This window comes from Paraburkholderia sp. SARCC-3016 (assembly GCF_031119615.1).
Taxonomy (GTDB): Bacteria; Pseudomonadota; Gammaproteobacteria; order Burkholderiales; family Burkholderiaceae; genus Paraburkholderia.
On sequence record NZ_JAVHZD010000012.1, the window covers coordinates 142,568 to 155,478 of the forward strand.

At 64.3% G+C, this 12,911-nt stretch carries 11 protein-coding genes; 8 read left to right on the forward strand and 3 right to left on the reverse strand.

The window, feature by feature from the left end; genetic code table 11:
- Nucleotide 1: 1 nt before the first annotated feature.
- Together QYH69_RS14200 and QYH69_RS14205 are read right to left on the reverse strand one after the other, a co-directional pair.
- Nucleotides 2–1,948: a hypothetical protein gene (locus QYH69_RS14200; RefSeq protein WP_308832497.1), complete on the reverse strand. Its 1,947-nt coding sequence runs from the start codon at nt 1,946–1,948 to the stop codon at nt 2–4.
- 24 nt (nt 1,949–1,972) lie between these two features.
- Nucleotides 1,973–3,283 carry an MFS transporter gene (locus QYH69_RS14205; RefSeq protein WP_308832498.1) on the reverse strand — a complete coding sequence of 437 codons (1,311 nt, stop codon included), beginning with the start codon at nt 3,281–3,283 and terminating at the stop codon, nt 1,973–1,975.
- Between the two features lie 156 nt (nt 3,284–3,439).
- Here QYH69_RS14205 and QYH69_RS14210 point away from each other — a divergent pair, with 156 nt between their 5' ends.
- The 5 genes from QYH69_RS14210 to otnI all read left to right on the forward strand — a co-directional run bounded on the left by QYH69_RS14210 (nt 3,440) and on the right by otnI (nt 8,256).
- Nucleotides 3,440–4,318, forward strand: a complete 879-nt coding sequence (locus QYH69_RS14210; RefSeq protein WP_308832499.1) for a FadR/GntR family transcriptional regulator — start codon at nt 3,440–3,442, stop codon at nt 4,316–4,318.
- A 161-nt stretch (nt 4,319–4,479) separates the two neighbouring features.
- The gene (denD, locus tag QYH69_RS14215; RefSeq protein ID WP_308832500.1) at nt 4,480–5,454 is read left to right on the forward strand and encodes a D-erythronate dehydrogenase; all 975 of its coding nucleotides are present in this window, start codon (nt 4,480–4,482) and stop codon (nt 5,452–5,454) included.
- A 10-nt stretch (nt 5,455–5,464) separates the two neighbouring features.
- Nucleotides 5,465–6,760: a 3-oxo-tetronate kinase gene (otnK, locus tag QYH69_RS14220; protein WP_308832501.1), complete on the forward strand. Its 1,296-nt coding sequence runs from the start codon at nt 5,465–5,467 to the stop codon at nt 6,758–6,760.
- The gene (locus QYH69_RS14225; protein WP_308832502.1) at nt 6,757–7,419 is read left to right on the forward strand and encodes an aldolase; all 663 of its coding nucleotides are present in this window, start codon (nt 6,757–6,759) and stop codon (nt 7,417–7,419) included. The genes otnK and QYH69_RS14225 overlap by 4 nt, the downstream gene beginning before the upstream one ends.
- Before the next feature lie 54 nt (nt 7,420–7,473).
- Nucleotides 7,474–8,256, forward strand: coding sequence for a 2-oxo-tetronate isomerase (gene otnI / locus QYH69_RS14230; RefSeq protein ID WP_308832503.1), 783 nt, complete (start codon nt 7,474–7,476; stop codon nt 8,254–8,256).
- A 67-nt stretch (nt 8,257–8,323) separates the two neighbouring features.
- On the opposite strand, the gene QYH69_RS14235 is transcribed toward otnI, so the two are convergent.
- Nucleotides 8,324–9,175 (reverse strand): FadR/GntR family transcriptional regulator, encoded by an 852-nt coding sequence (locus QYH69_RS14235; protein WP_308832504.1) that lies wholly within the window; start codon nt 9,173–9,175, stop codon nt 8,324–8,326.
- A gap of 231 nt (nt 9,176–9,406) precedes the next feature.
- On the opposite strand from QYH69_RS14235, the gene QYH69_RS14240 reads away from it, so the two are divergent.
- Genes QYH69_RS14240 through QYH69_RS14250 form a run of 3 tightly spaced genes read left to right on the forward strand, consistent with a single transcriptional unit; the run spans nt 9,407 to nt 12,808 of the window.
- Nucleotides 9,407–10,288, forward strand: a complete 882-nt coding sequence (locus QYH69_RS14240) for a branched-chain amino acid ABC transporter permease (RefSeq protein WP_308832505.1) — start codon at nt 9,407–9,409, stop codon at nt 10,286–10,288.
- Nucleotides 10,285–12,078 (forward strand): branched-chain amino acid ABC transporter ATP-binding protein/permease, encoded by a 1,794-nt coding sequence (locus tag QYH69_RS14245; RefSeq protein ID WP_308832506.1) that lies wholly within the window; start codon nt 10,285–10,287, stop codon nt 12,076–12,078. The genes QYH69_RS14240 and QYH69_RS14245 overlap by 4 nt, the downstream gene beginning before the upstream one ends.
- Complete coding sequence (locus QYH69_RS14250; RefSeq protein WP_308832561.1) at nt 12,071–12,808, forward strand: ABC transporter ATP-binding protein; 738 nt, start codon at nt 12,071–12,073, stop codon at nt 12,806–12,808. Before QYH69_RS14245 ends, QYH69_RS14250 begins: the two co-directional genes overlap by 8 nt.
- The last annotated feature ends 103 nt before the right edge of the window (nt 12,809–12,911 follow it).

Consider the following 12,911-nt stretch of genomic DNA (forward strand, 5'->3'; position numbering starts at 1 on the left):
GTCAAGGCGTTGACGCGAATAAGTGGATTTCAGCGGTTTCGTAGGGCTCGAGCGTCAGCGTCCCGGCTATCAGTGGCGAGTGCTGCGGCGATGCATCGGCGAAATCGACACCGGGCAGCCACCGCGCGATGGTGGCGCCGTTGTTCGTCACGCCGCCATCGAGCTCGACCCGGTTCGTTTGCGCGGAAAGGTTGGCAATCCACAGCGTCGTCGCCGATGCACGCTTCGCCGCGAATGCGGCAAGCGGCACGCGGCCAGGCTCCACGGTCAGGTTCGCGATCTGCGCGCCCCGCGCCTGGGCAAGCGATGCAAGCAAGCGAAACAGCGGCGTCGGCTTCCCGCTATCGAAAAGGCCGCGTGGCCCGGTCAGTTCGGAGAGCGCGATATGCGTCGCTCCACCCGCGGCGAACGCCGCGAAGTAACCGAGGTTCCAGGCGGCGCCGTACAACGCGCGCTGCCGTGGATCGTCATCGGTCAGGCAGATCCGCTTCGCGCCGCGCCCGGTTTCGTTCGCCAATGTCGACGCCCCATACGGATTGTCGCGCGCAGCAATCGTGCTGGGCCCAACCCGGAACGGCGTCTTGCCGGCAAGCGCGGTGACGCTGTTCGCGATGAACGGCAGCGTCGCAAGCGTTTCCATCACTGAACGGTCGTCGGCCGCATGCACGATCGGGCATGTCGTGAACGTCACGTAGTCGAGCTTGTCGAACGGCGGCCGTTTGCGATTGAGTTCGGTGAAATAGGCAAACGTGCCGCCGCCAAGCGGCGTATCGGGAAACGCCGCACGCGCAGCCCCGAATACATCGTCGAACGACGGGCACGGCGGCCACGGGCTCCCCGGCAACACGGCTTTCAGATCCGGCGCGGGCGAGACCTGCAGCGCAACAGGCATCGTACATCCGCTCGCGGCGGCGGCCACACGGCGCATTTCATCGGCTGGACCGCCGTCGCCGGTCAGCACGATTTCGAGCACGTACGGCACGCGCGCCGTATCGGCAAGTTGCGCGAAATGCGGCATCGCATGAGCGGGGTCGTCGTGACGCAAGTCCAGATGCGCGATGAAGTACGCGGGACTCAACGCGTGCAGTGCATCGGCATGCTGCAACGCCGTATCGAGATCCTCGGCGCGCACGCCGATACCAGGTTGCGGCACAGGGCGTGGCTCGCCGCCATCGGCATCGAGCCGGACACGCGCGGGCGCGGCCCGCGTATCCTGTGCCGCACCGCTTGCAGTTGCAGGCTGCGCCGCCTGCACGGTCACTTTCACGGCCTGCGCCAGCGCCGAACCTTTCGCGAGCGTATAGGGCCACGGCAACGCAAGCGGCCGCACATACGTCTTGAACGAGGCGTCGGACCAGTTGCGCTGATCCTCCATTTCGAACGTGTCGCCTTCCATCCGCACTTCGACGCTCAATGCCTCACTGTGCTGCGTCGTCAGCGCACGGATGTCGCGAAACGGCTGGAACGGATCGATTTTTTGCGGAAAATGCGTCGACTTGCGCTGACCGTCGACAGTCTCGACTACTACGGGTTTGCCCGACACGTCGAGCGGATGCAGCACGACAAAGCCGGTGCGGTTGGTCGGCAGATCGCCCGCCAGCGTCGCATTCGCGTTGAATTCGAGCTGGCCGTTGGCGTTGCCCACAATCGATGCAGTGAGCTGCAACTCCGCACCGCCCGGCCCGCATGTGCCCCGAAACTGCACCTCGAACGCGTCGTCGCGCTGCTCGATCTGAACGTCGTCGAGCTTCAGCGCGTGCGTTCCCCAGTTCTCGTCGCGAGCGAGAAACGAGATCGCCCGGATGACTTCCACTTCCCCGTAGCAAACATAACGCAGGCCGCCGCCATCGAACTCGACGGAAAGCGGGCCCGCGGCAAGACGTACCGGCTCGGATTCGGTTTGTGCCGTACCGGTGAGTGCAACTGCGAGTACTTCGACTGTTTGCATTGCCCCCTCCTCGGCGCCGGATGTCTAACGGTTAACCACCTTGCCCGGCATGATGAACGTCAACAGTGTGCCGACGAAGAGCGCCCCTGCCATCGCGTACAAACCCAGGTTGGCGCTATGCGTGGTGTCCTTGATGAAACCGATCAGATACGGGCTCACGAAGCCCGCCAGATTGCCCCACGAATTGATCAGCGCAATGCCCGCGGCCGCGGCCGAACCGCCGAGAAACGCCGTCGGCAGGCTCCAGAACATCGGCAGCGTGCTCAGGCCGCCCATCGCCGCAAGCGTGAGGCCGATCATCGCGAGCACCGGCTGTGAGCCAAACGCCGCCGACATGATGAGACCGACGCCGCCCAGCACGGCCGTGAATGCGAGGTGCCAGCGCCGTTCGCGGCGGCGGTCGGCGCTGCGCGAGACGAGCATCATCGTCACGGCGGCGGCGCCATATGGAATCGCAGTCAGCAGACCGATTTGCAGCGGATCCTTGACGCCGGTCGATGAGATCAACGTAGGCAGCCAGAAACCAACCGTGTAGAAGCCGCAAATCAGGCAAAAATAAATCGCGGTGAGCAACCACACGCGCCCATTCGTGAACACTTCGAGCACCGAATGTTCCGCCTTGTGCGCCGAATCTTCGCGGATGTTCATCGTCAGCAGCGCGCGTTCTTCAGCGGTCAGCCATTTCGCTTTCGTGATTCCGTCGGTCAGCACGAAAATCGCCGCGATGCCGGCCACGATCGACGGCAAGCCTTCGACAAAGAACAGCCACTGCCAACCCGCGAAGTTCATCGCGCCGGTCAGCGCATGCAGCAGGTAACCCGACAGCGGACCGCCGATCAACCCCGAAAGCGGCACGGCGGCGGCGAACGCCGCAAACATCTTGCCGCGCCGATTCGACGGATACCAGTACGACAGGTAGAGAATGACGCCGGGATAAAAGCCCGCTTCGGCAAGACCGAGCAGAAAGCGCATGACGTAAAACGCGGTCGGCGTCGTCACGAACGCCATGCCCGACGAAATCACGCCCCAGGTGATCATGATGCGCGCCATCCATAGGCGCGCGCCGACACGGTGGAGAATGATGTTGCTGGGAATTTCGACGAGGAAGTACGCGATAAAAAAGATACCCGCGCCAAGGCCGTAGACGGTGTCGGAAAAATGCAGGTCCGACGACATTTGCAGCTTCGCGAAACCGACGTTCACGCGGTCGAGATAAGCGACCAGATAGCAGAACATCAGGAACGGCACGATGCGCCAGGTCACTTTTGCGTAGGTGCGCGCTTCGAATGCCTGCGCGTCGCCGCGTGTTACCACTTCTATCGACTCGGTTTGCACCGGTTTGTCTCCTTACATCGATCCGTACGGCCGAATTTGTATGATAACCATATGTGTTATCTATGCGGTTCCGATCATAGGTAGAAAGTGGTACCGTGTCAACGCATCGCCTATAAAGACAACTGAACGTCTCCGAAGTCTTTCGTAAAACACGACATGGCCACCTCCACCTCTACGCCCCGCTCCTCCGTCACCTTCGAGGCGCCCGTCATCACGAATGTCGGCACGCTCGCCGACCGCGTCACGGCCGTCCTGCTCGAAAAGATCAAGGGCGGCGAATTTCCGGCCGGCACGCGGCTGCCGACCGAACAGGTGATCTCCGAGCGGTTCGGCGTGAGCCGCACCGTCGTGCGCGAAGCCATCTCGCGGCTGAAGTCCGACGGCCTTGTCGAGGTGCGTCAGGGCAGCGGAACCGTCGTGCGCGAACCGAACCGCACCACCGCCTTCCGGCTCGACATCGATCCGAAAGATTCGGTCGATGCGGTGCTGCGCGTCACCGAACTACGCCGCGGCATCGAAGCGGAAGCGGCCGCGCTCGCCGCGCAGCGCCGCACTCGCGCGCAACTGGCCGACATCAGGCGGGCACTTGCCGCCATCGACGCGGCCGCGAAGGAAAAGCGCGACGGCGTCGACGAAGACCTCGCGTTCCATATGGCGATTTCGCGCGCGACCGGCAATCCGCTCTATCCGTCGCTGCTCGAATTCATCAGCCAGTTCACGCATGCGGCGATTCTCGTGACGCGCACGAACGAAGCACGCCGCGACGATTTCTCGACCCAGGTGCGCAACGAACACCGCGCGCTGTTCGATGCGATTTCGGCGCAGGACGCGGAAGCCGCACGGCAGGCCGCCATTACGCATATCGACAACGCCGGCGCGCGGATTCAGGAGGCCGACTCGGCATTCTGGGAAGACGTCGGCAGCGCAGCCGCGCGGCCCTTGATCAACGAGGAAAAGAAAGCGGCCCGTAAGGGGACACTCGATGACTCGCCCGGCGGCTCCGGCAAAAGCGCTCGCAGTCGCACGCGCAGCTAGAAAACTCGCCGCGCGAGCACTTACCGACACCCGAACGCACCATGAAGTTTGCCACGCCCGCCGTCCTAAGATAACATCATCATACAACTTTGACATGGACTCGGCGGCGACCCTTGCTCGTTCGCCGCGCGCAATGTTGCGCGACCTGTATGGAGACACATATGAAAGTGCTGGTAACGGGTGCGGCGGGCTTCCTCGGCCGCCGTCTGATTCGCGCGCTGCTGGCGCGCGGCGAACTGACCGGCCCGGCCGGCAAACCGGTTGCGATCGAGCGCATCGATGCGTTCGACGTGGTGCCGCTCGAAGGCATCGACGACCCGCGCGTGCATCCGGTCACCGGCGATATCGCCGATCCGGCGCAGATCGAGCGGCTCGTCGACGCCGATACCCACGCGGTATTTCACCTGGCCGCCATCGTATCGGGGCAGGCCGAACAGGAATTCGAGCTCGGCATGCGCATCAACTTCGACGCGACGCGCACGCTGTTCGAACGCATCCGCACGCTCGGCACGCAGGCGCGCTTCGTGATGACCAGTTCGGTCGCCGTCTTCGGCGGCGCGATGCCGGCCACGGTGCCCGACTCGCAGGTATGGTCGCCGCAAAGTTCGTACGGCACGCAAAAAGCGCTGTCCGACCTGATGCTTGCCGACTATAGCCGGCGCGGCTACATCGACGGCCGCAGCCTGCGCATGCCGACCATCGTCGTGCGGCCCGGCAAGCCGAACCGTGCGGCATCGAGCTTCGCGAGCGGCATCATTCGCGAGCCGATCAACGGCGTCGACGCGGTATGCCCCGTCGCGCCGGAAACCATCCTGTGGCTGATGTCGCCCGATCGCGCAATCGAGAATCTGCTGCACGGCTTCGAACTGCCCAAGGACAAGCTCACGCAAGGGCGTGTGATCAATATGCCGGGCCTGTCGGTGTCGGTGAACGACATGCTTGCATCGCTGCGGCGCATTGCCGGCGATGCAGTCGCGAACCGCGTGAAGATGGAGCGCGACCCGGCCATCGAGCGCATCGTCAATTCGTGGCCGGGCAATTTCTCGGCCGACTACGCGCGCTCGCTCGGCTTTGTATTCGACGCCGATTTCGACAGCGTCGTGCATGCTTTCATTCGCGACAACGCCGCACAATAGGCCCGCCACCATGACTTCATCCACTGCCCTGCTCGGCTGCATCGCCGACGACTTCACGGGCGCGACCGACCTCGCGAACATGCTCGTGCGCGGCGGCATGCGCACCGTTCAAACCATCGGCGTGCCGAGCGGCCCGCTCGATACGCCGGCCGAAGCGATCGTAGTCGCGCTGAAATCGCGCACGGCGCCGCGCGAACAGGCCGTCGCCGAATCGCTGGCCGCGCTCGAGTGGCTGCAAAAGCTCGGCTGCAAGCAGTTCTACTTCAAGTATTGCTCGACGTTCGATTCGACCGACGCCGGCAATATCGGCCCCGTTGCCGATGCCTTGATGAAGGCGCTGAACGCGCCGTTCGCGATCGCGTGCCCGGCGTTTCCGGAAAATGGCCGTACCGTCTATCGCGGCAATCTGTTTGTCGGCGACCTGCTGCTCAACGAATCGGGCATGCAGAACCATCCGCTGACGCCGATGACCGACGCGAACCTCGTGCGCGTGCTGCAGCGGCAAACGCAGACCAAAGTCGGCCTGCTGCGTTACGACACCGTGCAGCGCGGCGCCGCGGCCGTCAACGAAGCGCGCGCGGCATTGCAGCGCGACGGCGCGGCGCTCGCCATCGCCGATGCGATTTCGGACGACGACCTCTACACGCTCGGCGAAGCCTGTGCAAACGATCTGCTGCTGACCGGCGGCTCCGGTCTCGCTCTCGGGCTGCCGCGCAATTTCGAACGTGCAGGCCTGCTGCCCGCCGCGAAGAACAGCGAGCGCGTGCCCGGCGTCAAGGGCCTGTCCGCCGTGCTGTCCGGCAGCTGCTCGCGCGCGACGCAAGCGCAGGTCGCGGATTGGCGCGACAGCGGACGCCCCGCGTTCCGCGTCGATCCGCTCGCACTCGCGCGCGGCGACAAGGTGGCCGACGAAGCGATGGCGTTCGCCGAACCGCTGCTCGCGAAAGGCCCGGTGCTGATCTACGCAACGAGTGCGCCGGAAGAAGTCAGCGCCGTGCAGAAGCAGCTCGGCACGGCGGCGTCGGGCGAGCTCGTCGAACAGGCGCTCGCGGCCATCGCCCAGCGCATGCATCAGGCAGGCGTGCGCCGCTTCGTCGTGGCGGGCGGAGAAACGTCGGGCGCGGTCGTCAATGCGCTCGACGTCAAAGCCCTGCAAATCGGGCCTCAAATCGATCCGGGCGTGCCGGCCACGGTTTCGATCGGCGCAACGCCGCTCGCGCTCGCATTGAAGTCCGGCAACTTCGGCACCGTCGATTTCTTCAGCAAGACGCTGGCTCTGTTCGACACGCTGGGAGCGCAGCCATGAGCGCAACGGTTACTTCGGCAGCAGCAGCCGAAAGCCGCGCGCGCGAAGAGATCGCGCGCATCGGCGCCGATCTGTATTCGCGCCGCTATACGGTCGGCTCCGCGGGCAATATCAGCGCGCGGCTCGAAGACGGCTGGCTCATCACGCCGACCGACGCGTGCCTCGGCCATCTCGATCCGGCGAAGATCGCGAAGGTCGGCCGCGACGGCGAATGGGTGAGCGGCGACAAGCCGTCGAAAACGCTCGCGCTGCATCGCGGCGTCTACGACACGAACCCCGAGATGCACGGCGTCGTGCACACACATTCGACGAATCTCGTCGCGTTGACGCTCGCCGGTGTCTGGAAGCAGAGCGACGTGCTGCCGCCGATCACGCCGTACTACGTGATGAAAGTCGGCCACATTCCGCTGATTCCGTACTGCCGGCCCGGCGACCCGAGCGTTGCGGAACGCGTGCGCACGCTCGCGAACGACGTACGCGGCGTGCTGCTCGAACGGCTTGGTCCCGTAGTGTGGGGGGCAAGCGTATCGCAAGCCGCATGGGCGCTGGAAGAACTCGAGGAAACCGCGCAGCTGTGGCTCATGACCGACCCGCGCCCCGCGCCGCTGACGGACGCGCAAATCGACGAGCTGCGCTCGACGTTCGGCGCGCGCTGGTAACATGCGCCGCGAACGCGCTTCCCACCCCCTATCCCTAACATAGAGACGACGACCATGCCCCGCTTTGCCGCCAACCTGACGATGATGTACCGCGAGCACGCGTTCCTCGACCGTTTCGGCGCGGCCGCGGCAGACGGCTTTCAAGCCGTCGAATATCTGTTTCCGTACGACTATCCGGCCGAAGACCTCGCCGCGCTGCTCAAGAAGCACAATCTCGAGCAGGCGTTGTTCAATGCGCCGCCCGGCGATTGGGCCAACGGCGAGCGCGGCATCGCCGCGCTGCCGGGCCGCGAGGACGAGTTCAAGCGCAGCGTCGACACCGCACTGCAATACGCGCACGTGCTCGGCAATCGCAAGCTTCACTTCATGGCGGGACTCATCCCCGCCGGCGCGGACCGCGCACGGCATCGCGACGTCTATGTGCGCAATGTCGCGTATGCGGCATCGCAAGCGGCACAACATGGTTTGATGGTCGTGATCGAGCCGATCAACACGCGCGACATGCCCGGCTACTTCCTGAACCTGCAGGGCGATGCGAAAAAGATCTGCGGCGAAGTCGGCGCGGCGAATCTGAAAGTTCAGTTCGATCTCTATCACTGCCAGATCATGGAAGGCGATCTCGCCGTCAAGCTGAAGCAGATGATGAAAGACGATATCGGCCATCTGCAGATCGCGGGCGTGCCGGACCGTCACGAGCCGGACCTCGGCGAAGTGAACTACCCGTACCTGTTCGACCTCATCGACGAACTCGGCTACGACGGCTGGATCGGTTGCGAATACATTCCGAAGGGCCCGACGTCGGCCGGCCTCGGTTGGGCGAAGAAGTGGCTCGGCTAAGCTGACCGCGGCCCCGCACGCGTTTGCATACGGGGCTGCGCGCGGATTTGCACGCGGGTTTGCCTTATCAAACGCCGAAGTCCTTCACCAGATCGCGCGCGAGCTTACCGCCGCTGCCCGCCCAGAAGTCGCGGTCCGCAAGCCGTACGCGCTCCGCCACGCACAGCATGTGATCGCCGGCCGCGATGCGCGCCTCTTCGGGGTCGCCGGCAACAATCGCCGCGACGATGCGATCGTGCTCTTCTTTCACCTGGTTCACGAAATCCATCCGGCGCGCTTCGTTCGCGCGCGTGACCTTCACGGCCAGCCGGATCTGCTGCGCGAACATCTCGATGAAGCGCACCCAATACGGGTTGCCCGTCGCCTCCGCGATGCGCAGATGAAACTGCACATCTTCTTCGACGCCATCGCCGCCCGCGCGCATCGCATCTTCGACGCGCCGCAGCGCGTGCTCGATTTCCGCGAGCTGCCCCGGCGTGCGCCGCACGGCCGCGAGCGACGCGATCTCCGCCTCGAGCCCGCGCCGCACTTCCGTGAGGTTCAACAACGACTGCACCGACTGCTCGGTCAGCGGATCGCCCTTGGCCGCGTGCGGAAACGCCGTCTGACTGATAAACGCGCCGCTCCCCTTGCGGGTGGTCAGCAACCCGTCGGCTTTCAGCAGCGCGATCGCTTCGCGCATTACCGTGCGGCTCACGCCGAAGTGCTGCGCCATCGCATGTTCGGAAGGCAGCCGTGTGCCCGGCGCAAGACCGTCGCCGCGAATTTTCGACAGCAGCTTTTCGGCCACGCGTTCGCCCAGCGTGCCGGCATCGAATGTGCCGCCTGAGGTGCTGCCCGAGGTGCTGCCCGCGGTGCTACCTGAGGTGCCGCCCGTTTCGTCTGTCTCGGCCGCAACGCGTGGGGTCGCCGGGCTCATTCTTCCCATCCTTCGAAGTCTTTGACCATCCGGTCATTGTACGCAAATCGGATTTCTGTTGACAGCCTTGGAACAGCTTTATACCATCCGCAGACAGATTTTATACATGTAGTCGTTTAAATCCATCACCCCGGGGAGACACGGTTTGCAACCGGCATAAGGTTGCAAGCCGGCTGCAACGTCGGCGGCGCAACGCAGTCATGCCGCGCCGCCCAAGAGAGGAGAGAAGCGATGAGCTTCGTGGTCAACAACGTTCAGGTGCTGTTCGCCGGACTTGCGCTGGGTTCGATCTATGCATTGGTCGCGCTCGGCTTCGTGCTGATCGTCAGAGCCACCAACGTCGTCAATTTCGCGCAAGGCGACTTTGCGATGGTGGGCGGGTTCGCGATGGTCGCGTTTCTGAGCAGCGGCCTGCCCTACTGGCTCGCGTTCGTACTCGCACTCGTCGTGCTCGGCATCTTCGGCGTGATCTTCGCGCTCGGCGTGTATTACCCGTTGCGCCATCGCTCGTATCTGCCGGTGATCATCAGCACGCTCGGCGCGTCGATCTTCATGCAGAACGGCGCGCTCTATATTTTCGGTCCGCAGCCGCGCGCGATGAAGCGCCTGTTCGACACGCCGGGCATCGACGTCGGCGGCGTGTTCATGGACACCCAATACCTCGCTATTCTCGGTTTCACCGCGATTGCGGTGACGTTCCAGTACGTGCTGTTCGAACGCACGATGCTCGGCAAGAAGCTGCAGGCCACGTCGCAGGACAAGGACATGGCGCGCCTCGTCGGCATCCCGGTCGCGGCGATGATCGCGTTCACGTTCTTCTATAGCGCGGTGCTCGGCGGCCTTGCCGGCGCGCTCGTGTCGCCGATCCTGTTCGTGTCGATCGGCATGGGTTCGATCATTGCGCTCAAAGCGTTCGCGGCCGCCATTATCGGCGGCTTCGGCGACATCACGGGCGCGATTATCGGCGGCCTGCTGCTTGGCGTCGTCGAGAGCTTCGGCGCGCAGTACATCTCGGTCGCCTATAAGGACGCGTTCGCGTTCCTGCTGCTGTTCCTGTTCCTGATGCTGCGTCCGCAAGGCATCTTCGGCGAAAAGATTTCGGAGAAAGCATGAGTCAGGCACCCGCCTCCACCGGACCGGCGCCCGGCACGCGCGCCGCACGGATTTCGTTCGGCGGCGTCGTGGCGATCGTCGCCGCGATTGCAGTCGCACTCGTGCCGTTTGTGTTTCCGCTCACGCCGTATGTGCTGAACATCTTCATGCAGGCGGCGACCTATGCGATCGCCGTGCTCGGCATGACCGTCGTGCTCGGCTACACCGGGCAGATCAATCTCGCGCAGGCGACGTTCTTCGGCCTCGGCGCCTATGCGGTCGGCCTCGGCACCGTTGTGCTCGGCCTGAACTTCTGGATGACGCTGCTGCTCGGCATCGGCCTCGCGACGATTGCAGGCTTCGTGCTCGGCCTCACCACGCTGCGTCTCGGCGGCCACTACCTAGCGATGATCACGATCAGCTTCCAGCAGATCTTCGATCTCGTGATGGTGAACTGGGCCAGCGTCACGCAAGGGCCGGACGGCGTCGCGGGCATCCAGCGGCCGTCGATCTTCGGCTTCCTGTTTGCCGACGACCGCTTCTACGTCGTGCTGTGCCTCGTGTTTCTGTACGCGGCTGTCGCGCTCGTCTGGTGGTTGCCGCATACGCGCATCGGCCGCGCGATGCGCGCCGTGCGCGAAAACGAACTCGCAGCGGAAGTGACCGGCGTCGACACCCTGCGCGTGAAAGTCACCGCATTCACGATGAGCGCGGCGCTCGCAGGCGTCGGCGGCGCATTCTATGCATCGGGCTTCGCGTACATCAGCCCCGACAACTTCAACTTCGCGCGCTCGATCGAATTCCTGACGATGACGCTGTTGGGCGGCGCCGATTCCGCATTCGGCGGCGTGTTCGGCACGGGCCTGCTGATCGTGCTGCCCGAATGGCTGCGGTTCCTGAAGGACATCTACCTCGCGGTCTACGGCCTCGCGGTGATCCTCATCATGGTGTTCCTGCCGGCCGGTATCTGGGGCATCGTGCGCGGCCGCTTCGACCGCTTCAGGAAGGCGCCGACGGTGAATCTCGACAGCATCCGACCGCTCGAACTCGATGTGCCGATCTCGAACCCCGCGCCGATTCTGCAGCTCGAAAACGTCGCGAAGCATTTCGGCGGCGTGAAGGCGGTGGACGGCATCTCGATCGAAGTCGCGCGCGGCACCGTCCATACGCTGATCGGCCCGAACGGTTCCGGCAAGACCACCACGCTCAATGTGCTGAACGGCATCTACAAGGCGACGAGCGGCCGCATTCTGTTCGACGGCACCGATATCACCGCAATGTCGCCGCACCAGCGCGCGGGCTTCGGCATCGGCCGCACCTTCCAGAACATTCGCCTGTTCGCGTCGATGTCGGTCATCGAGAACGTGATGGTCGGCGCGCAACGCGCGAACAACCCGATCGGCACGAGCCGCGCCGCGCTGACCGAGCGTGCGATGTCCGCGCTCAAATTCGTCGGCATGGCGGAACAGATGCATATGACGGTGAAGAACCTGCCGTACGGGCATCAGCGCCTCGTCGAAATCGCGCGCGCGCTGGCAGGCCATCCGAGCTTCCTGCTGCTCGACGAACCGGCGGCCGGTTTGAACCTGACCGAAAAGAAAAACCTCGGCGAACTGTTGAAGCGCCTGAAAGGCCACGGCATGACGATTTTCCTGATCGAACACGACATCAGCCTGATCGAGCAGGTGTCCGACACGATCACGGTGCTGAACTTCGGCAAGAAGATCGCCGAAGGCGAGCCCGACTACGTGATGCGCCATCCGGACGTGGTTGCCGCCTATCTCGGGGAGAACGCGCATGCCGCTGCTTGAACTGTCGAATATCGAAAGCCACTACGGCCACGTGCAGGCTTTGAACGACGTGTCGCTGCACGTCGAGCAAGGCGAAATCGTCACGCTGCTCGGCGCCAACGGCGCGGGCAAAACGACGACGCTGCGCAATATCTCGGGCCTCGTGCCGGCCACGCGCGGGCAGATCCGCTTCAACGGCGAATCGATCGAGCGCGCATCGCCGGAAAAGATCGTGAAGATGGGCATCGCGCACGTGCCCGAAGGGCGCCGCATTTTCCCGGGGCTCACGGTCAAGGAAAACATCATGATCGGCTCGTCGCCTCGCGGCCATGTCGCAAAGCGCGCGCTCGAAGCGGAAGTCGAAGAGATGTACGCGATCTTCCCGGACCTCAAGCGCCTGTCGAACGCGCTCGGCTGGAGCCTCTCGGGCGGCCAGCAGCAGATGCTCGCGGTTGCGCGCGGCCTGATGTCGAAGCCGAAGCTGATTCTGCTCGACGAACCGTCGCTCGGCCTCGCGCCGATCATCGTTCAGCAACTGTTCGCGACGATCCGCATGATTCGCGAGCGCGGCACCACGGTGCTGCTCGTCGAGCAGAACGCGAATATGGCGCTGTCGGTGGCCGATCGCGGCTATGTGCTGTCGACGGGCCGCGTGATCGTCGAGGGCACGCCGAGCGCACTGCTCAATAACGAAGAAGTACGCGCGGCCTATCTCGGCGGCGGCAAGGCGCCCGCGCCGGCGGCCGGCTGAGCTCACATACGCAGACGCCGCCGCGGCCACTGCCGGTTGCGCCGCCGCGACGCTTCGCATTGATGGTTTTTCGTTCCGTTTGCGGAACACACAGGAGAGTCGA